Annotated in this window: 18 protein-coding genes; 8 read left to right on the forward strand and 10 right to left on the reverse strand. The window is 75.9% G+C overall.

Features of this window, described 5'->3' with window-relative positions; translation table 11 throughout:
- Window positions 1-95: 95 nt before the first annotated feature.
- On the reverse strand, window positions 96-1088 hold the full coding sequence (locus tag WIS52_RS17330; protein WP_349299313.1) for a phytoene/squalene synthase family protein: 993 nt from the start codon (window positions 1086-1088) through the stop codon (window positions 96-98).
- Window positions 1069-2766 carry a polyprenol phosphomannose-dependent alpha 1,6 mannosyltransferase MptB gene (gene mptB / locus WIS52_RS17335; protein ID WP_349299314.1) on the reverse strand — a complete coding sequence of 566 codons (1698 nt, stop codon included), beginning with the start codon at window positions 2764-2766 and terminating at the stop codon, window positions 1069-1071. The genes WIS52_RS17330 and mptB overlap by 20 nt, the downstream gene beginning before the upstream one ends.
- 98 nt (window positions 2767-2864) lie before the next feature.
- On the opposite strand from mptB, the gene WIS52_RS17340 reads away from it, so the two are divergent.
- Together WIS52_RS17340 and WIS52_RS17345 are read left to right on the forward strand one after the other, a co-directional pair.
- Window positions 2865-3506 (forward strand): GntR family transcriptional regulator, encoded by a 642-nt coding sequence (locus WIS52_RS17340; protein ID WP_349299315.1) that lies wholly within the window; start codon window positions 2865-2867, stop codon window positions 3504-3506.
- Window positions 3507-3547: 41 nt separating this feature from the next.
- Complete coding sequence (locus WIS52_RS17345; RefSeq protein ID WP_349299316.1) at window positions 3548-4552, forward strand: 1-aminocyclopropane-1-carboxylate deaminase; 1005 nt, start codon at window positions 3548-3550, stop codon at window positions 4550-4552.
- Between the two features lie 3 nt (window positions 4553-4555).
- Here the strand turns inward: WIS52_RS17345 and crtI are convergent, their stop codons facing one another.
- Both crtI and WIS52_RS17355 read right to left on the reverse strand, forming a co-directional pair.
- Window positions 4556-6118: a phytoene desaturase family protein gene (gene crtI / locus WIS52_RS17350; RefSeq protein WP_349299627.1), complete on the reverse strand. Its 1563-nt coding sequence runs from the start codon at window positions 6116-6118 to the stop codon at window positions 4556-4558.
- On the reverse strand, window positions 6112-7230 hold the full coding sequence (locus WIS52_RS17355) for a polyprenyl synthetase family protein (protein WP_379610467.1): 1119 nt from the start codon (window positions 7228-7230) through the stop codon (window positions 6112-6114). Before WIS52_RS17355 ends, crtI begins: the two co-directional genes overlap by 7 nt.
- A 182-nt stretch (window positions 7231-7412) precedes the next feature.
- Between WIS52_RS17355 and WIS52_RS17360 the strand changes: the two genes are divergently transcribed.
- Window positions 7413-8363, forward strand: coding sequence for a methylenetetrahydrofolate reductase (locus WIS52_RS17360; RefSeq protein WP_349299317.1), 951 nt, complete (start codon window positions 7413-7415; stop codon window positions 8361-8363).
- A gap of 37 nt (window positions 8364-8400) precedes the next feature.
- Here WIS52_RS17360 and WIS52_RS17365 read toward each other — a convergent pair whose 3' ends face one another.
- Together WIS52_RS17365 and WIS52_RS17370 are read right to left on the reverse strand one after the other, a co-directional pair.
- The gene (locus WIS52_RS17365; RefSeq protein WP_349299318.1) at window positions 8401-9024 is read right to left on the reverse strand and encodes an LppM family (lipo)protein; all 624 of its coding nucleotides are present in this window, start codon (window positions 9022-9024) and stop codon (window positions 8401-8403) included.
- An 89-nt stretch (window positions 9025-9113) separates the two neighbouring features.
- A complete protein-coding gene (locus tag WIS52_RS17370) occupies window positions 9114-9749 on the reverse strand; it encodes a GNAT family N-acetyltransferase (protein WP_349299319.1) in 636 nt (211 codons plus the stop codon).
- Window positions 9750-10071: 322 nt separating this feature from the next.
- Between WIS52_RS17370 and WIS52_RS17375 the strand changes: the two genes are divergently transcribed.
- Together WIS52_RS17375 and WIS52_RS17380 are read left to right on the forward strand one after the other, a co-directional pair.
- Window positions 10072-10374 carry a hypothetical protein gene (locus WIS52_RS17375; protein ID WP_349299320.1) on the forward strand — a complete coding sequence of 101 codons (303 nt, stop codon included), beginning with the start codon at window positions 10072-10074 and terminating at the stop codon, window positions 10372-10374.
- A 23-nt stretch (window positions 10375-10397) separates the two neighbouring features.
- A complete protein-coding gene (locus WIS52_RS17380) occupies window positions 10398-11138 on the forward strand; it encodes an SAV_6107 family HEPN domain-containing protein (protein ID WP_349299321.1) in 741 nt (246 codons plus the stop codon).
- 9 nt (window positions 11139-11147) lie between these two features.
- Here WIS52_RS17380 and WIS52_RS17385 read toward each other — a convergent pair whose 3' ends face one another.
- On the reverse strand, window positions 11148-11987 hold the full coding sequence (locus tag WIS52_RS17385) for a ParA family protein (protein ID WP_349299322.1): 840 nt from the start codon (window positions 11985-11987) through the stop codon (window positions 11148-11150).
- 76 nt (window positions 11988-12063) lie between these two features.
- Here WIS52_RS17385 and WIS52_RS17390 point away from each other — a divergent pair, with 76 nt between their 5' ends.
- Both WIS52_RS17390 and WIS52_RS17395 read left to right on the forward strand, forming a co-directional pair.
- Window positions 12064-12822 carry a class I SAM-dependent methyltransferase gene (locus WIS52_RS17390; RefSeq protein WP_349299323.1) on the forward strand — a complete coding sequence of 253 codons (759 nt, stop codon included), beginning with the start codon at window positions 12064-12066 and terminating at the stop codon, window positions 12820-12822.
- Window positions 12823-13132: 310 nt separating this feature from the next.
- Window positions 13133-13546: a DUF3040 domain-containing protein gene (locus WIS52_RS17395; protein ID WP_349299324.1), complete on the forward strand. Its 414-nt coding sequence runs from the start codon at window positions 13133-13135 to the stop codon at window positions 13544-13546.
- 142 nt (window positions 13547-13688) lie between these two features.
- Here WIS52_RS17395 and WIS52_RS17400 read toward each other — a convergent pair whose 3' ends face one another.
- Genes WIS52_RS17400 through WIS52_RS17410 form a run of 3 tightly spaced genes read right to left on the reverse strand, consistent with a single transcriptional unit; the run spans window position 13689 to window position 18278 of the window.
- On the reverse strand, window positions 13689-15989 hold the full coding sequence (locus tag WIS52_RS17400; RefSeq protein WP_349299325.1) for a transglutaminase TgpA family protein: 2301 nt from the start codon (window positions 15987-15989) through the stop codon (window positions 13689-13691).
- On the reverse strand, window positions 15986-17323 hold the full coding sequence (locus WIS52_RS17405) for a DUF58 domain-containing protein (protein ID WP_349299326.1): 1338 nt from the start codon (window positions 17321-17323) through the stop codon (window positions 15986-15988). The genes WIS52_RS17400 and WIS52_RS17405 overlap by 4 nt, the downstream gene beginning before the upstream one ends.
- A gap of 1 nt (window position 17324) precedes the next feature.
- The gene (locus WIS52_RS17410; RefSeq protein WP_349299327.1) at window positions 17325-18278 is read right to left on the reverse strand and encodes an AAA family ATPase; all 954 of its coding nucleotides are present in this window, start codon (window positions 18276-18278) and stop codon (window positions 17325-17327) included.
- A gap of 653 nt (window positions 18279-18931) precedes the next feature.
- Here WIS52_RS17410 and mraZ point away from each other — a divergent pair.
- On the forward strand, window positions 18932-19363 hold the full coding sequence (gene mraZ, locus WIS52_RS17415) for a division/cell wall cluster transcriptional repressor MraZ (protein ID WP_349299629.1): 432 nt from the start codon (window positions 18932-18934) through the stop codon (window positions 19361-19363).
- Window positions 19364-19585 lie beyond the last annotated feature (222 nt).

Below are 19585 nucleotides of genomic sequence, written 5' to 3' on the forward strand. Positions count from 1 at the left end.
TGATCGTCCGGCGCACGGCCACCAGAATCTCCGACTCATGACGCTTCAGTTCGGCCATACCGAACTGAAGCGTCATGAGTCGGCCTCGGGCGGGGTCAGCGCCGGCGCCGGCCGGCGCGGGCGTGGGCGAGCTGGCCGCCGCGGACGGCGAGCGCCCGGGCGAGGCCGGGGAGCGCCACCGCGGCGCGCCGGCGGTTCGGGACCGCGACCCGGCGGCCCAGCACGTCGTAGTCCGCGTCGGCGATCCGGTCGAGGATCTCCGAGTACAGCGTCCGAGCGGCACCGACGCAGGCCCGTGACACCGGCTCCAGCATCGGGATGCCCGGATCGGCACGGCGGTAGGTGGCCCGGGTCCGGGCGACCAGGTGCGCCAGCGCCCGCCGGATCCGGGGGTCGGCCCGGCCGGTCCGGCGGGACCAGGCCAGCAGGGAGCGGTCGACACCGAAGGCGGCGAGCTCGTCGGCGGGCAGGTAGACCCGGCCGCGGTCGAGGTCCTCGCCGACGTCGCGCAGGAAGTTCGTGAGCTGGAACGCGACCCCCAGCAGCGCGGCGTGCGGCTCGGCCTCGGCGCGCGGGGCCACAGTGCCCAGCACCGGCAGGGTCTGCAGCCCGATCACCGCCGCCGAGCCGTGGACGTAGACGGCCAGGTCGTCGTCGGTCGGGTAGTCGGTGACGGTCAGGTCCATCCGCATCGAGACCATGAAGTCGCGGAACAGCTGCGGGTCGAGGTCCCGGCGTCGCGCGGTCTCGGCGACGGCCACGACCTCGGGCCGGCTGCCCGGCAGCTGCGCACCGCCGAGCGCGGCCGCCAGCTCGGCGTCGAGCGCGTCCAGACGGGTGTGCGGGTCCCCGCCGCCGGCGCCGTCGGGGTCGTCGACGATCTCGTCGGCGTGCCGGGCGAAGCCGTAGAGCGCGTGGATGTCCACCCGCCGGTCGGGCGGCAGCAGCCGGGTGGCCAGGAAGTAGGTCCGGCCGTGCTCGGCATGCAGAGCCCGGCACGCGGCGTAGGCGGCGCGCAGCCCCGGATCGGTCAGCCCGGCCGCGTCGAGCTCGACGCGCTCGGCCCGGTCAGCCGCCGGCGGGCGCACGGCCGGGGGCCCCGGTCGGGAGCGGGTGGTCGGCGAGATCGTCCGGCGTGGCCGGAGCGCCGCCGGAACCGGCCGGCGCGGCACCGCCGGCCACCGGGGACGCCCCGCGCCGGGCACCGTCACCTGCCAGACCCAGCGGATCGTGCCGCAGCAGCGAGACCGCGGCGAGCACGGCGGCCGCGGCGCACAGCGCCAGGAACGGCCAGTCGTAGAGCGCCGTCTCCCCGGTCGGGTAGTAGACGATCATCAGCCAGACCGACCCGGCGATCACCCACTGCAGGCCGCGGGTGCTCCAGGCCGTCATCGCCAGCAGGCAGAGCCCCCAGCTCAGGTACCACGGCAGCGTCGTGGGAGCCAGGACGGCGGCCAGCGCCAGCCCGATCGCGGCGTTGCGGATCGCGACGGTGCCGCCCTCCCTGGCCCGCCACCACAGCGCGACCAGCAGGATCGCGAGGACGCCCGCCCCGATCGCGCGCGCCACGTCGATGAACGCCAGCGGGTTCAGCCCGTCGACGAACATCCCGAGCACGCTGTACAGGGCCTGCCCGGCGCCGGTGGACACCGAGAGCCAGTTCATGATCATCGAGGGCGCGCTGAGCGCGGGCAGCCAGCCCAGCCCGAACCCGGTCACCCAGGTGCAGGCACCGAACACCGCGACGAACATCGCCACCGACGGCGCCCCGGCCCGGACCAGCCGGCGCCAGAACGAGCCGGTCAGCGTCGCCGCCCACACCAGCACCAGGAACGGCAGGATCAGGCCCGCCGAGGCCTTGATCGCCATCGCCAGGCTGGCGACGACGATCGCCCAGAGGAAGCGTCGGCGCAGCGCCAGCAGCGCCGCGGCCGGCAGCAGCCCGACGACGAGCAGGTCGTTGTGCACCCCGCCGACCATGTGCACGACCATCACCGGGTTCGCGACGGCGATCCACAGCGCCACCGCGGGCCGCCCGCCCAGCCGGCGGGTCAGCGCGGGCAGCACCGCGACGAGCAGGATCAGCCCGGTCAGCAGCATCAGCCGCATCGCGATCACACCGGCGATCACGCTGTGCCCGGTCAGCAGCACGATGCCCTGGGCCATCAGGATGAACAGCGGGCCGTAGGGCGCCGGCGTGTCCTGCCAGAAGAAGTGCACGTTGTCGGTGAGGACGCCGCCCATCTCGTCCGGGCCGTAGACGTACGGGTCGAACCCGGCCAGCGGCAGCGCACCCTGGGCCAGGTAGCTGTACGGGTCCCGGGTGAACAGCGGCGGCGTCACCAGCATCGGGATCATCCAGACCGCCGCGGTCGTCAGCACCGCGCGTCCGCCGGTCCGCCGGGCCAGGACGTCGCGTCCCAGCCGCACCCAGGCCCACACCATCAGGACGAGCCCGGCGTAGATCACGATCGTGGCGAGCAGCGCGCCGTGGCCGTACCGCCAGAACGACAGTGCGGAGTTCCCGAGGATCGGGTCCCGCACCGGGATCCCGCCACCGCCCGGGGCGCCGATCAGCATCAGCACCGTGCCGGCCAGTCCGAGCAGCAGGGTGCGCCGCGGCGGGTGGCCGAGTCGCCCGGCGAGCCCGGCGAGGCGGGAGCCGGCGCGGTCGCCGGTACGCCGATCGGACGGGGTGCCGGCCGCCGGTGTCACCGGAGCGGGCGCGTCCGGACGGGGGATGGGGGGCGAGGGCTGGGCGCTCATCGTGCGGTGGATCGTCCCACGGGCAGGTCGGTGCGGCCCTCCCGGCCCTGACTTCGCGAGAGCTTGCCACATCCGAAATATCGCATACAGTACGTCGCATGCCGATCCCGTCGGGCGCTGCCGGAACCGACCGCACCCTGCTGCGCGACCAGGCCTTCCGGACGCTGCGCACGGCGATCGTGGACGGCACCCTCGAGCCGGGGGAGCGGCTCAACGACGCCGAGATCTGCGAGTGGCTCGGCGTCTCCCGCACCCCGGTGCGCGAGGCGGTCGCCCGGCTGGAACAGATCGGGCTCGTCACCGTCCGCCCCGGCAGCTCGACCACGGTGAGCGCGCTCGACGTGCGCGCCACGGTCGAGGCCCAGGCGGTGGCGGCCGCGATGCACGAGCTCGCGGCCCGCGAGGCCGTGCCCGTGCTGGCCCCGGCGGACCTCGACGCGATGGTCGCGGCCAACGACGGGTTCGCCGCGGCACTGACCGCGGGCGAGATCGACGCGGCGATCGCCGCCGACGACGCGTTCCACGGCGTGCTCGTCCGCCGCTGCGGCAACCGGCGGGTCACGAGCGTGCTCGACGACGTCACGCCGCTGCTGCGGCGGATGGAACGCGTCCGGTTCTCCTCGCTCACCGGCCGGTCGTCGGTCGCGCAGCACGCCCGGATCGTCGAGCTCGCGCGGGACGGCGACGCCGACGGCGCCGCCCGGGCCAACCGGGACAACTGGCTGACGCTGCGTCCCTGACCAGCCGCGTCCCTGAAACCCGAGTAGACCAGGAGAAAGACGTGTCACTGGACGACTTCGCGCGCCACCCGCTGCTGTTCGGCCCGAGCCCGGTGCACCCGCTCGACCGGCTGACCGCCCACCTGGGCGGGGCGTCGATCTGGGCCAAGCGGGAGGACTGCAACTCCGGGCTGGCCTACGGCGGCAACAAGACCCGCAAACTCGAGTACATCGTCCCGGACGCGCTGGCGGCCGGCGCCGACACGCTCGTCTCGATCGGCGGCTACCAGTCCAACCACACCCGCCAGGTCGCGGCGGTCGCGGCGAAGCTCGGCCTGAAGGCCCGGCTGGTGCAGGAGAAGTGGGTCGACTGGCCGGACGCGGTCAACGACAAGGTCGGCAACATCCTGCTGTCGCGGATCATGGGTGCGGACGTCCGGCTGGACCCGGCCGGGTTCGACATCGGCATCCGGGACTCCTGGGAGCGGGCGCTGGAGGAGGTGCGTGCCGCCGGCGGGACGCCCTACGGGATCCCGGCGGGTGCCTCCGAGCACCGGTTGGGCGGGCTCGGGTTCGCGAACTGGGCCCGGGAGGTCGCGCAGCAGGAGAGGGAGCTGGGCGTCTTCTTCGACACGATCGTCGTGTGCACCGTCACCGGCTCCACGCAGGCGGGCATGATCGCCGGGTTCGCCGAGCAGGACCGGCCGCGCCGGGTGATCGGCATCGACGCCTCGGCGACGATCGGGAAGACCCGCGACCAGGTCGAGCGGATCGCCCGGCACACCGGGTCGCTGATCGGCCTGGACCGCGAGCTGCGCGCGGACGAGATCACGGTGCTCGAGGGCTGGGCCGGGGACGTGTACGGCATCCCCGTGCGGTCCACCGTGGACGCGATCCGGCTGACCGGCGAGCTGGAAGGCATGATCATCGACCCGGTCTACGAGGGGAAGTCGATGGCCGGGCTGATCGACCTGGTCCGCTCGGGCGAGATCGGGCCGGCCTCGACCGTCCTCTACGCCCATCTTGGCGGGCAGCCGGCGCTCAACGCCTACGCGGGCGCGTTCTGAGCGCTACCCACTCAGCACCCCCGGGGCGTGGGCGATCCGCCCCGGCCCGGTGATCCGCTCGGCCGCCAGCCGGCCGGAGACGAGCACCGGCGGGATGCCCACCCCCGGCGTCGTGCCGCACCCGGCTAGCACCGCGTTGGCGACCCCGCGCACCAGGTTCCGGGGCCGGAACGGGCCGGTCTGGGCGAGCGTGTGCGACGCCGAGAACGGCGTCCCGGCCGCCATCCCGGCCCGCGCCCAGTCCTGCGGTGTCCAGGTCCGCGTCCAGCTCGGCTCGGCACCGGCGTCGACCAGACCGCGGTCGGCGAGCACCCCGAACAGCTCGTCGGCGTACGCCGGGCCGACCCGCGGCCAGTCGATCGCCGCCACCGCGGTGTTCGGGCAGGGCGCGAGCACGCTGAGCACCTCGCGCCCGCCGGGCGCCAGCTCGGGATCGGTCAGCCCCGGGCGGGTGACCAGCAGCGACGGGTCGCTCATCAGGCGGCCGTCGTCGATGATCTCGGAGAAGGTGCTCTCCCAGGCGGCGCCGAACGAGATCGTGTGGTGCTGCCGGGCCGTGTCCGGCGCGGGAGCGGGCATCCCGGCGTGCACGACGAACGCGCTCGGCGACCAGCGCAGGCCCACCGGCCGCCGCGGCGGTCCGCCGAGCAGCGCGTAGGCCGCCGGGAGCTCGGGGGTCAGCACGACGGCGTCGCACGCGGTGCCGTGTTCTCCGTCTGCGGAAGCGGTGCCGGTCGCGTCCCGGTGCCGGACCGCGGTCACCCGGTCTCCGGAGCGGTCCAGCCCGACGACCTCGCGGCCGTAGTGGATCTCGGCGCCGGCGTCCGCGGCCGCGCCGGCGAGCGCGGTGCCCAGCATCCGCATCCCGCCGCGCGGGAAGTACACCCCCGCGATCGTGTCCATGTAGGCGATCACGCCGTAGGCGCCGAGTGCCTGCTGCGGCGCGACGCCGGCGTAGAGCGCCTGGAACGAGAAGATCCGCCGCAGCCGCTCGTCGGGCAGGAAGCGGTCGATCCGCCTGCCGAGCCTGCCGAACCCGCCGAGCGCGGCCAGCCGGACGAGGTCCGGGCCGAGCAGTGAGAACGGCGAGTCCATCTGGGCGTCGATGAACGAGCCCATCTCGGCCCGGTACAGCTCCGTGAGCCAGCGGCGCAGGTCCCGGTAGCCCTGCGCGGAGGCCGGTCCGCAGGTCTCGCGGATCTCGTGTTCCATCGCCGCGGCGTCGGTGTGCACGGCGATCGCCGAGCCGTCGGCGAACTCGGCCCGGTAGGCCGGATCCAGCCGCACCAGGTCGAGCCGGTCCGCGGTCGTCTCGCCGACCGCGGCGAAGGCCGAGTCCAGCAGCTCCGGCATCGTCAGCACGGTCGGGCCGGTGTCGACCAGGTAGCGGCCGTGCTCGTCGGTCACCTCGTCCCGCCCGGCCCGGCCGCCGGGGAAGGTCTCCCGCTCGACGATCGTGACCCGGCGGCCGGCACCGAGCAGGTGCAGCGCGGTGGACAGCCCCGCGAGCCCGGCGCCGACGACGACGACGTGGTCGGTGGCCCCCTCGACGCCCCTGCTCACCAGGCCCGCCGGGTGGCGCGCTCGGCCAGCTCGAACAGCCGCGCCCGGCCCGGCTCGGCGACCGGGGCGGCGTCCAGGGCGTCCAGCGCGGAGCCGGTGAGCGCGGCGATCCGCTGTTCCACCGCGTGCACCGCGCCGAGCTCGGACAGCACCGACCGGACCCGTTCCAGGGCCGGCCCGGCCATCTCGGGATCACCGAGCGCACCGGTGATCGCCTCGTGCGCGGCCCGGTCACCGTTCTGCTCGGCCCGCTGCAGGCCCGCCGCGATCAGCAGGGTGCGCTTGCCCTCGCGCAGGTCGTCCCCGGCCGGCTTGCCGGTGACCCGCGGGTCACCGAACACGCCCAGCAGGTCGTCCCGCAGCTGGAAGGCGACGCCGATGTCCGCGCCGTAACGGCGGTAGGCGCCGACGAGCTGCGGGTCCGCCCCGGCGACGGCCGCGCCCAGGTGCAGCGGGCGCTCGACGGTGTAGGCCGCCGTCTTGAACCGGTCGATGGTCAGCGCGGTCTCCTCGGCGGTGTCGCCGGAGGCCTGCGCGAGCACGTCCAGGTACTGGCCGGACAGCACCTCTGTGCGCATCGCCCGCCACGGCTCGGCCGCCCGCCGGTGCGCGCCCTCGGGCAGCGCCGCGGAGTGGAACATGTCGTCGGCCCACACCTGGGCGAGGTCCCCGACCAGGATCGCGACGGCCGCGCCGAACCGCGCGGGCGGGCCGGACCAGCCGCCGGCCGCGTGCTCACGGGCGAACTCGACGTGCACGGTCGGCCGGCCGCGGCGGGTCGAGGAGGCGTCCATCAGGTCGTCGTGCACCAGCGCGCAGGCCTGGATCAGCTCCAGCGACGCGATCGCGGTGAGGACCCCCTGGGCGTCCTCGCCGTGCGGGTCGCCGCCGGCCCCGCGCCAGCCCCACCAGGCGAACGTGGGGCGCAGGCGCTTGCCCCCACCGAGGACGAACCCGGCCAGGGCGTCCACCGCGCGCGCGACCTTCGGGTCGATGCCCAGGACGTCGGTGCGGCGCCGGTCCAGGTACCCGGCGAGGACCCGTTCGACGTGCTGGGGGACCGCGTCGTCCAGCGGGGCGGGGTCGCCCGCCGGCAGGCCGGGGACTCCGGGCACGTCGTGCGGGCCGGACGGCGCGGGGGCGGGAGCTGCGGGTTCGACCACGGATCCAGGCTATCGGTGGGCTCCGACAGCGGCCCGGCGGCGGCCCGGCGCCGCGGTGCGGCACAGGGTGAGCTGTGTCGAACGTGAGGTCGTCGTCAGCTCGCCGGGCGCCCCCTGCCCGTAAGGTACGACGGGTGACGACGACTTCTGCATCCACGGTGACCGAACGGATCAGCGTCGACCGCCCCTTCTTCGCGGTGGAGTTCTTCCCGCCGAAGGACGACCAGGGCGAGGCGGACCTCTGGCGGGCGATCCGCCGGCTGGAGGTGCTCGACCCGGCCTACGTGTCGGTGACCTACGGCGCGGGCGGCTCCAGCCGGGACCGCACCGTCCGCACCGTCGAACGCATCGCCACCGACACCACGCTGTGCTCGATGGCCCACCTGACCGCCGTGTCGCACTCGACCGACGAGCTGCGGCACGTCATCGGCTCGCTCGCCGCGGCGGGCGTTCGCAACATCATGGCGCTGCGCGGCGACCCGCCCGGCGACCCGCTCGGCGAGTGGGTGCGCCACCCCGAGGGCCTCTCCTACGCCGACGAGCTGGTGTCGCTGATCAAGCGCTCCGGCCCGTTCTGCGTGGGCGTCGCCGCCTTCCCGTACGGCCACCCGCGCTCGGCCGACCTCGACGCCGACACCGAGCGGCTGGTCGGCAAGTTCCGGGCCGGCGCGGAGTTCGCGGTGACCCAGCTCTTCCTGGAGCCCGACGGCTTCCTGCGGCTGCGCGACCGGGTCGTCGCGGCCGGGTTCGATCAGCAGATCATCCCCGGGATCATGCCGCTGACCTCGGAGAAGACCTTCCACAAGGGACCCGAGCTGTCCGGCTCGCCGCTGCCGCCGGCGCTGGTCGAGCGGCTGTCGCGCTACTCCGGCGACACGAAGGCGTTCCGCGCGGCCGGGATGGAGGTCACCGGCGAGCTGTGCGAGCGGCTGATCGCCGAGGGCGTGCCGGGGATCCACTTCTACTGCCTGAACCGCTCCACGGCGACCACCGAGCTGGTCGAGCGGCTCGGGCTGGCCGATCACCGCGGGGGTGGGGTCGTGGCCGAGGCCGAGGCGGCCCTGCCGACGGCCGCGTCCGCCTGACCGCGCCCGCGCCGCTGACCCCCGGGAACCCCGTGGGTCAGCGGCGGATGGGCGGGTTCCGGTCCCGCCGGGCCAGCAGCACCGTGGCGCCCGCCGCCACGACGACCAGGCCGGCCAGCAGCAGCGACCAGCCGGCCACCGACGGCGCGTTCGGGTCGGTCGAGACGACCGAGGCGTTCGTCGGCGAGACCTCGCCGGGGGCGAACGTCCAGGTCACGGTGCCGGCCTCGGACTCGCCGTCGGTCTCGACGACCTCGCCGGGGAAACCGATCGCCAGCCGGACGTCGGACCGGTCCACCGGCATCGTCGTCAGGTCGGCCCGGCCGCCCACGGCGATCCGCTCGCCGACCCGGCGCATCTCCAGGCCGGCCCGGCCGCCCAGGTTCCCGCCCAGCTCGGCGAGCCGGGACGTCTCCGCGAAGGTCAGGTCGCTGAAGGTGATCTGCGAGCCGACGAAGCCGTCCTGGTCGTAGGGGGCGACCTCGACCCGGCCGTCCAGGTCCGGCGGCACCGTGACCTCGGGGCCGGAACCGTCCGGCGCCCCGTCCGGGGTGGCCATCACGATCGTGCCGTCCACGGTGTCGTCCGGCTGGACGGCCAGCGCGACCTGGACGCGCGCGCAGCCGGTCAGTGCGACCAGGGCCAGGACCAGCAGGAGCACCACACCCCCCGTTCGACGACGGGAGCGGGAGGGGGAGCCGGCGCGACGCATGGCGGTCATCGTGCCACCCGGCACCGACCGCCCCGCGCTCACGCGCGGGTGTGTGTCGGGTGATCCGGGGCGGGGCCGGCGTCGCGCCGCGGCGGGGGGAGCGGCAGCTCGCGTCCGAGTACCGCGAACGGCCGTGGGTCGCCGGTGAACAGGTGCTCGCGCAGCACGTCGCGGAACCCCGTGCGGCGGTAGAGGCGCCACGCCCGGCCGGGCGCGGCCCGGCCGTGCTCGGGGGTGGACAGCAGCATCCGCGCCCGGCCGGCGTCGGCGGCCAGTGCGCGCAGCAGGCCCTCGCCCATCCCGGACCCCTGTGCCTGCGGGTGGACGTGCAGTTCGGTCAGCTCGAAGTAGTCGGTCAGCCAGTCCGTGCCGGCGGCGCCGGGCTCGCCGCGCCGGGCCCGTACCCCGCGCCGGACCTCCTCGTACCACCACTGGCCCGGCCCGCCCCAGTACCCGTAGCCGATCGCGACCAGGCGGCCGCGCTCGTCCAGCCAGCCCGCCGCCGTCCAGCCGGGGCGGTAGGAGTGCTCCAGCCAGAGCGAGCGCCGCTGCCGGACCGTGGAACGCGGGTACCCCATGGCGGTCACGTAGACGTCCACCGCCTCGCCGAGCCGGTCGGCGAACTCGGCGCGGCTCAGGCCCACCAGCCGCGGCCGCGCGGGCGCGGCCGTCACGACGCGTTCCGCGCGCCGGAGGGCGAGGGGGTGGTGCCGCCGGGGGGCGTCTGCATGTCCCCATCACATCACGACCGGGTGGGCCCCGCGGGGTGGGCCGGACCGCCGGTCCGGTGCCCATCACCCGAGCGTCCGACTTGACGACCGGTCGAACGCGCGTTCTACTGAACGTGTCGAACGCGCGTTCGACGACCGGGTGTCCGGTGTGCGGGGTGGGGGAAGCGCCCCGCCACCGGGCGCCCCGGACGGTGATGCCGGGGACGCGGGAGCCGAGGCCCGTCGACCCGGGAAGGGGCGTGATGGAGTGGGTGGCTTCTCGCGATTGTTCCGTGCACGACAGCCGGCGGCCATCGACGTGCGCTGGCAGAACGGGGAGCCGGTCGAGTTCCAGCGGCGCCCGTCGCGCCGTGGCGAGCGGTTCCTGATCACCGGCGTCCGGGACCAGTGGATCGAGGAGTCGCCGTGGCCGTTCCCGTCGCCGATGCCGGTCGGCGGGGACCGGCTGAGCTGCTGGCGGGTGCTGGCGAGGTCGGTGGAGGAGCCCGCCGAGCCGCCGCGCGAGGTGGTGCTGCGGATGCGCGCCGGGCCGGGGGTCTGGGACCTGGTGCGGACGGAGGACCGATGAGACCGGACGGAGGTGTCGCCGCGATGAGCACGACCATCACGACGATGGAGCTGGACCTGGACCTGGGCCTGCCCGCCGCGCGCGTCGCGGCCGGAGGGTCGACGGCCGCGGGGCGGGCAACCGGCCGCGGTGCCGTGCACCGCGTCGCGCACCCGGTGCTCCCTCTGCACGTCGGCGGCGCGGCCGGCGGCGGAGCCGGAAGGACCCGCGACGCGGCCGGACCTGCCACGGAGCGCGCGGCGGACGAGGCTCCCGCCCCGGCCGTCGCCGGCCCCGCGGCCCGGGTGCCGGATCCCCGCCGGGGATGTTCCGGCGGCTCGACGGCGGCCGGCTCCGGTACCGGCCGGCCCGCGCGTCCCACCGGCCGGGCGGCGCCCGGGCGCCGCCCGGTGCCGCCGCCGTCGCGGGACGCGCTGGCGCTGCTCCGGCAGGCGGCCGACCAGCTGGCCGAGGCGCACCGGCAGACCGAACCGGTGCGCCGCTACCCGGCCGCCTACCTGGCCGCGCTGCGGGCCGGGGCCGCGGTCCTGGCGATGCGGGCACGTCCGCGACCGCGCCGCGGCGCCCCGCGGGACGTGTGGCGGCTGCTGACCGAGGTCGCGCCGGAGCTGGAGGAGTGGGCGGCGTTCTTCGCGTCCTGTTCCCGGACCCGGGCGGCGGCCGAGGCCGGCATCGAGCGGCTGGTCGACCGGCGGGGCGCGGACGACCTGCTGCGGCAGGCCGAGCAGTTCGTCACGCGCGTCCAGCAGCTGCTGCCGCGATGAGGCCGGAGCTCAGGCCGACGCGGCCGGGCGGTCCCGGGCCGCGCTGCGCAGCACCCGGCCGAGCAGGGAGGTGAACACGGCCGCGACCTCACGGGCGCCGGGGGTGTCCCAGGACTGGATGGGCAGGCATGCGCCCTGGGCCTGCTGCACCGCGGACCGGTCCGGCAGCACGCTGTTGAACACCAGCGGGCCGAACAGCTCACGCAGCTCCGCGATGCGGAACTCGTGCTCGGTGTTGCGCGGGCGCACCCGGTTCACCAGGACGCCGAGCGGCTGCAGCCGGTCGTTGGAGCGTTCCCGCTCGGTCTGCACCGCGTCGAACGCCCGCTGCACGCCGGACACCGAGAACATCGTCGGGTCGGTCACCAGGATCGCCCGGTCCGCCGCGGACAGTGCGCTGCGGGTCAGCTGGCCCAGCGACGGCGGGCAGTCGACGATCACCAGCCGGTAGCGCTCGCGGCCCAGGTCCGTCGCACCGTCCTCGTCGTCGGTGATCAGCTCGCCGGCGATCCGCTGCAACGCGCGGTCGAGCCGGTGCAGCTCGCTCGCACCGGGGTCGGGGTGGTTGTGCCGCTCGGTCAGCTCCGCGCCGACCATCACGTCGAGACCTTCGCCCCACGCCGACGGCGCGATGGCCCGCTCGACGACCGCGCGCCGCGGCTCGTCGAGCACGTCGGCGACGGTGGCCGTGGTCGGCCCGGGGTCGAGCGCGGTGGTGGCGTTGGCCTGCGGGTCGAGATCGACGACCAGTGTGGACACGCCGTGCCGCTGCGCCGCACCGGCGAGGCCGAGCGCGACGGTGGTCTTCCCGACGCCGCCCTTCAGACTGAGCGTGGCCACGACCTGCACCCGATCAATCTACCGTGCGGGCCCGCACGGGTGCGGCGTGGGCCACACGTCTCCGGCGGGCACTAGGCTCACCGGCGTGGGATCGCCGACGCGGGAGCAGACCGGAGCAGCGGGCGGTGCCGCCGTGTTCCGGGCACTGGACAGGGAGATCGAGCGGGTCCGTCGCGACTCCGGCAGGCACCCCCGGGTGCTGGACGTCGGGGGCGGGAGCGGGACCTGGGCCGTTCCCCTGGCGTCCGCGGGGTGCGCGGTGACCGTGGTCGACACGAGCCCGAACGCGCTCGCGACGCTCGCCCGGCGGGCCGGTGAGGCCGGCGTGACCGACCGGATCACCCCGCTGCACGGCGACGTCGAGTCGCTCGCCGACGTGGCGCCGGCCGACGGAGCCGACCTCGTGCTCGGGCACGGCCTGCTCGAGGTCGTCGACGACCCGGGCCGGGTGCTGACCGCGCTGGCCGCGGCCGCGGCGCCCGGTGGGGCGGTGTCGGTGGTGGCCGTCGGCCGGTACGGCGCCTTCATCGGGCGGGTCGCCGGCGGCCGGCTGGCCGAGGCCCGGCATCTGCTGACCGACCCGGACGGGCGCACGGGCCCGGACGACCGGCTGCTGCGCCGGTTCGACGCGGACCGGCTCCGCGAGCTGACCGCGGCGACCGGCCGGCTGGAGGTCGAGAGCCTGCAGGGCGACGGGACCCTGGAGGCCTGGCTGCCCGGCCCCGGCCAGGACGGTGAACCGGCCGGACGTGACGAGCGGGACGAACTGGACACGCTGGCGTCCGCGGTCGCGGCGCTCGGCGAGGTCGCCCCGCGGTTGCATCTGCTCGCCCGGCGGTTCTGAGCGCCGGACGCCCCCGTCGGGGTGGTGGCCGTCACCGGCGGCCGCCGGTGACCCTCCGTCCGTCGCCGACCTGCGGTTCCGTGCTCCTCCGGACCGCGCCGGACCGGCCCCGGGCGGGTGCGACACGCCGCGGCGCGCCGTCCACTCGACGATCAGCCGAGCGGGTTGGCCGGTCCGGGTGGTCGGGACACGGTTCGCCTCGTACTCTTGTCCTCAGACGCCCAGGTGGGGCGCCCGTCGGACCGATCGGGGCAGGGAAGCCCGGGCCGGTACGGCCTACCGTCCGATTTCGTGTGCCGGAGGTGAAGGCATGCCGCTCTCCGAGCACGAGCAGCGCCTGCTCGAACAGATCGAACGGGCCCTCTACCAGGAGGACCCGAAGTTCGCCTCCTCGGTGAGCGGCGGACGGATGAGCAAGCCCGCTCGCCGTCGCCGGATCCAGGGGGCCGTGCTCTTCGTCGTAGGCCTCGTCCTGCTCGTGGCCGGGATCCCCGCCACCGCCCTCTACGTCGGGCCGATCCCGGTCCTCAGCGTCGTGGGCTTCCTGGCGATGCTGGTCGGTGCTCTGCTGGCGGTGACGTCCATCGGTGCTCGCAAGGGTGCGGAGGGCGAGAACGCCGAGGGCGGTGAGGCCCCGCCGTCGTCGAAGGAGAAGTCCGGCGACAACGGTGGTTTCACCGGTCGGATGGAGGAGCGCTTCCGGCGTCGCTTCGACCAGGAGTGACGTCAGCGGGCTGACGGCCCGCATGATCGACGCCCAGCGGGGCGGGACACCGGCACGGTGTCCCGCCCCGCTGTCGTTCGGCCGTCCGCCCGCGTGCGCCGGGCTGCCCGGCCGGACCTCCGGGGGACTCGTACCTCCGACGTCAGCGGGAGGTCGGGTCCGAGCCGGCGGGCTCGTCGGTGGCCGAGGCCTCGTCGGCGTCCCGGCTCGCTCGGATCGAGGGCACCACCGACGGCGGCAGCACCCGGGCCCGCAGCGGCGTCCCACCCGCGACCACGGCCGTGCGCACCTCGTCGACCAGGCCGTCGAGGACCCCGGGATCGGGCAGCACGTCGCCGTACCAGCTCGCCTCGACCCGTCCCGCCAGCTCGCGCAGCGCCTCGGCCGGGCGCCCGTCGAGCGAGAGCTCGTCGGTGATCCGGACGGCGGCGCCGCGCACGGTGTCCGCCGGCGGCACGACGACCCCGTGGTCGCGGGACACGGCCAGCACCTCGTCCCACGCCGCCCCGGCGGCACCGGCGCCGCCGGCCCGGGCCAGCCCGGCCCGTCGGGTGTACTGGCGACGCCGCCAGAGGCCGGGGAACGCGACCAGCAGGACCAGTGCCGCACCCAGCGCGACGGCGACGAGCGCGGTCCACAGGCTCCCGGACACCCCGCCCGCCGGTGCCGGCGCCGCGTCCTCGCCCTCGGCCGGCGGCGGCTCCGGTGCGGCGGCCTCCTCCTCCGGCGCCGGAGCGGTCTCCTCCTCGGGGGCCGGCTGCTCCTGCGCGGGCGTGCCACCGGCCTGCTCCCGGGCCTGGGCGACGTAGCCGGGCTCGATGGTCCGCCCGTCGGCCAGCGGGGTCGGGTCGAACGTCAGCCAGCCGTAGCCGGGGAACCAGGCCTCGACCCAGGCGTGCGCGTCCTCGGTGCTGATCGTGCGCCCGTCCTGGCCGGCGTCGCCGACGGTGAACCCGACCGCAACCCGGGCCGGGACGTCGACCGCGCGCAGCATCACGGCCATCGCCGAGGCGTACTGCTCGCAGTACCCGGTGCGGCCGCGGGTCAGGAAGTCGACCAGCGCGTCGCCGCCCCCGCCGGGGGCGGTGGCGAGGCTGTAGGTGAAGGGGGAGTCCGGCCCGGTGAAGTGGTCCTCGAGGGCCATCGCGCGGTCGAACGGATTCTCCGCCCCGGCGGCGACGTCCCGCGCGATCTCGATCACCCGGGGGTCGACACCGGTGATGTCGGCGTAGACCGGGTCCACCGTCGTCGGACCGGACGCGGCCCGCAGCTCGTCGGCGGAGGGCTCCGGCAGGCGCATCGACTGCGTCCAGCCGGGGGCCTCCTGCGGCCGCTCGCTGTAGCCGATGCCCGCCGCGGGGTCGTAGGCCCAGCCGACGTCGGTGCCGACGTCGACCGCGGTCGGGTCCCCGAACATCGGCAGCCAGTAGTCCCGGAAGCCGAGGTTGCCGACCTGCACGGTCTGTTCGGACGCCGGCCCGGACGTCGACGGCGGCAGCGCGCCGTTCAGCGGCACCCCCGGCGCCGGCCGTCCGGCCTCCCAGCCCTCCTGGGGCACGTAGGACTGCAGGGTCAGTGCGCGCAGGTAGGTCGCGGTCTCCAGGCCCTGCACCCGGAACAGCTCGCGCGGCTCGCTACGGGTCAGCTGCCCGCGCAGCGAGGTGAAGGGGTTGAGCCCGATCGAGCCGTCCGCCGCACCGCCCTCGCTGATCCCGGCCTCGAACCGTCCCGCGGTGCCGACGGGGGTCACCACGACCCCCGCGAGCAACGCCCCCGCGACCGCCGCGGCGATCACCGCGATCCCGGCCGGGCCCTGCCGGAGCCGCTCGGGACGCAGGAGCAGCAGCACGCCGTAGCCGGCCGCGGCGGCGACCATCGACCACCAGGGGAGCAGCTCGGGCTGCAGCGCCGTCGGCACGGCGAAGGCCACGAGCAGCGGGACGCCGGCCGCGGCGGGGGCGGCGACGGTGACGGCGAGCCCGAACACCGCGATCGCCACGGTGCCGAACCCGAGCGTGACCAGGAGCAGGATCTCCGGCGTCGGCTCGACCGGCGGCAACCCGGTGCTGATCTGGGCCCCGGCGCCGCCGAGCAGCACACCGAGCTCCCGGAACGCCACGGCGCCGGGCAGCACGCCGAACAGCCCGCCGTCGGTGAACCACGCGGTGACCAGCATCAGCAGCGCGAGCAGCTGGACCGGTGCGGCGAGCCACGGGCGGAACGCGGTCGCCACGGTGCCCACCAGCACGACCACCAGCACCGCGGCGAGGCCGTGCCCGAACCAGGCCGTCCCGCCGACGACCGCGCCGGTCGCGGACCCGGCCAGCAGCACCGACAGGCCGCTGGCCAGCGGTGCCAGCGACGCCGACCATCGGGGCGCCCTCGGCCGATCGCCGCCGGACGGGGCGGGTGGCGCGGGCCGGGTGGCGGTGGGGGCGCTCACCGGGCGGCCCCGGCCGGTGCGGGGTCCCCGCAGGCGTCGGCCCAGGCCCGCTGCACCGGGGTGCCGGCCGTGACGACCGTCGCCTGCCACCCCGCGCGGCGCAGCGCGGCCGACGCGGTCGCCGCCCGGCCGGGGGCGGTGCCGGTCGCGGCCCAGCCGTCGACGTCGAGCAGGACCGCGTGCCCGCCGCCGGGCCAGGCCGCGACGAGCGCGGCCACGTCGTCCGGCGTGGTCGCGCCGAGGACGGCGAACACCCCGCCGGAGGGGCGGGTGTCGGCGGAACCGCCGGAGCCGAGCCCGGCGGTGGCCGACGGGCGCAGCACGGCGAGGGTCTCCAGCCGGCGGGCCACGCCGTCCTCGCCGGTCGCGGTGTCGTCGCCGAGCGGGTCGCCGGACTCGTCGACCAGGGTGACGTCGTCGCCGCGGCGCAGCAGGTGCGCGGTGACGGCGGCGGTGAACTCGACCGCCCACTCCAGACTGGAGGCGGCCCCGTGTCCGCGGTGCGCGCCGTCGCGGCGGTCCAGCAGCACCGTGACGCCCGTCGGGTCGGGACGGTCGTCGAGCCGGACCATCAGCTCGTCGCGGCGCGCGCTCGAGCGCCAGTGCACCCGGCGCATCTCGTCGCCCTGGCGGTAGTGCCGGATCAGCACGTCCGGGTTCCCGGTGCCGGGCCGGCTGCCGCCCTCGGCGCCGCGGCCGGCCGTGGCCGAGGCCAGCGGCGCGCGTCCGGTCAGCGGGGTGACCCGCGGCAGCACCAGCCACCGGTCGGCGGGCAGCAGGTCGTGCCGGAACTCGGCGAGCCCGAGCGCGTCGGTGCCGCGGCCACGCAGCGGGCCGATCGCGTACGCGCCCCGGACGGCCGGACGCAGCGGGTACCCGACCCGCGCGCCGCGGCGGCCGAGCCGGTGCACCGTGAAGCGCGGCGGGTAGCGGTCCGACGGTCCCACCGCGTCCGGGACCGCGTCGGAGATCCGCAGCGAGCCCAGCAGCGCGCCTCCGGCGATCCGCAGCGTCGCGGTGCCCTGGCCGCCGGCCTCGGCCCGCAGCGGCTCCAGGGTGCGCCCGACCTGCAGGGTCCGGCGCGAGCGCAGCGCGACGACCAGCGCGAGCACCGGCAGCAGCGCGACGAAGACCCCGACCCGGACCAGGTCGCGCTCGTCGAGGACGACCGCCGAGGCGATCATGGCCAGGCCGCCGGCGAGCAGGCACCGGCCGCGCACGGTGAGCGCGGCCGGCCGCTCCCGCCGCGCGGTGGTGGCGGTCGGGGCCGGGCCCGGGGTGCCCGGTGGGGCGTCGCGGCCGGGGTCCGCGGCGGTGGCGGCGCCGGACGGCACGTCAGCCCCGCGGCGGGGACGGCACCGCGACCCGCGCGACGGCGGCCCGGACCAGGTCGGCCGCCGACCGGCGGGCAGCCACCCCCTCCGGACCCAGGACGAGCCGGTGCGCGAGCACCGGCCCGGCGACCGTCTGGACGTCGTCCGGGACGACGTAGCCGCGGCCGGCCGTGGCGGCCCACGCCCGCGAGGCGCGCAGCAGGTGCAGCGTGGCGCGCGGCGAGGCGCCGAGCCGGACCTCGCTCAGCCGCCGGGTGGCTCCCACGACGTCGACGCAGTAGCGCCGCACCTCGGCCGCGGTGTGCACGGCGCGGATGGCGGCGATCATGGCGCGCAGCGTCCGCAGGTCGGTGACCGGGCGGAGCCGGTCCAGCGGCTCGGCCGACCCGTGCTCGTCGAGCATCGCCAGCTCGGCCGCCGGGTCCGGGTAGCCGACGCTGATCCGGATGGTGAACCGGTCCCGCTGGGCCTCCGGGAGCGGGTAGGTCCCGTCCATCTCGACCGGGTTCTGGGTGGCGACGACCATGAACGGGTCACCGAGCGCGTACGTGCCGCCGTCCACGGTGACCTGGTGCTCGGCCATGCACTCCAGCAGCGCGGACTGGGTCTTCGGCGACGCCCGGTTGATCTCGTCGGCGATCACCACGTTCGCGAAGACCGGGCCGGCCCGGAACTCGAACTCCGAGGTCTGCCGGTTGTAGATCGAGGTGCCGGTGATGTCGCCGGGCATCAGGTCCGGGGTGAACTGGATCCGGCTGACGGCCCCGTCGACGGCCCGGGCCATCGCCTTGGCCAGCGAGGTCTTGCCGACCCCGGGGACGTCCTCGACGAGCAGGTGCCCCTCGGCGAGCATCGCGACCATCGCGAGCCGGATCGCGTCCGGCTTTCCGACGATCACCCGCTGGACCGCGCCGGCGATCCGTCCCGCGACGTCGGCGACACCGCCGGCGTCCATCGTGTCCGCGGTGTGTCCCCGCGCGGCGCCAGTCGACTCCGGGCCCGGCCGGTGACCGGAACGCGGTGCGGACGGCGCAGACGGCGCGGACGGCGCACTCGACGACAACGGGCCTCCTCGGACGACGGGGATCGGCCCAGTCTGTCAAACGTCGCCCGATCGGGGTCGGAGACCGCCACACGGCCGCCTGCGCACCGCTGTCCGGAGTAGTCCGAGCCCCGGCGCCGACCGGACCGGCTCGCCCCGCACCGGCTGCCCCACGCGTCCCCACCCGGGCTTCCACCCGGCCCCCCACCTCTCCCCACCGGAGCTCCCCACCGGCCACCACCCGACTCCCCACCGCCCACCACCGCGTCCCCCACCTCGCCCCACCCCGGACACCCCAGGGTGCCCCGAGATCACCTCTGACCTGCGGTGACGGCGGTGGGACCGGCCGGTGGCCCGGGGGAGGTCACATGATCGCCGACGCGCCGGTGCCGCGTCGCGCAACCGGGTGGCGCGTCGGGACCCCCCACCACCCCCCACCGCCGCTGACCTGCGGAGATGCAAATGCGGTGGGGTGAGGCAGGACCGTCTCGGGTTGACGGTGGGTGGTTGTGGGGTAGTGTGGAGATCGCTGGGGCGAACAGGTGCTCCAGGTGGAGGTGGGGTCGGTGTTCCTCGGCACCTACACCCCGAAGCTGGACGACAAGGGGCGGCTCACGCTGCCCGCGAAATTCCGCGACGAGTTGCGAGGCGGTTGCATGATCACGAAAGGGCAGGACCACTGCCTCTACGTGTTCACCCGTGACGCCTTCACCGAGATGGCGCGCAAGGTCGCCGCGGCCCCGCTGACGAACGAGTCGGCGCGGGTGTTCCAGCGGAACCTCTTCTCGGGCACCGACGAGCAGAACCCCGATGGACAGGGTCGGATCGCGATCACTTCCGAGCTGCGCCGGTACGCCGGGCTCTCCAAGGACTGCGTGGTGATCGGCGCCTTCACGCGCGCCGAGATCTGGGACGCGCAGGCCTGGCAGGAGTACCAGGACCGGCACGAGGACGACTTCGCGAAGGCCCAGGAGGAGGTTCTGCCCGGACTGTTCTAGGTCCCGCTGGCGGGCGGGACCCCTGCGGAGCAGTGGCACGACCGGGACGACACCACCGTCGCCGTCCCGACCCGGGTGCCGTGATCGCCCGGCCCTGGCACACCTTCCCCGGTGCCAGGTCCGGCGGCACGGCCCCCGGGTGGGGACGGCGCCGGCGTTCACCCCGACTGGGGAGTTCGGGTGGCGGGGTGGAGTCCCACTTGTCTTCGGGCGTGCGGCGGG

The organism is Pseudonocardia nematodicida, assembly GCF_040105385.1.
GTDB lineage: Bacteria > Actinomycetota > Actinomycetes > Mycobacteriales > Pseudonocardiaceae > Pseudonocardia > Pseudonocardia nematodicida.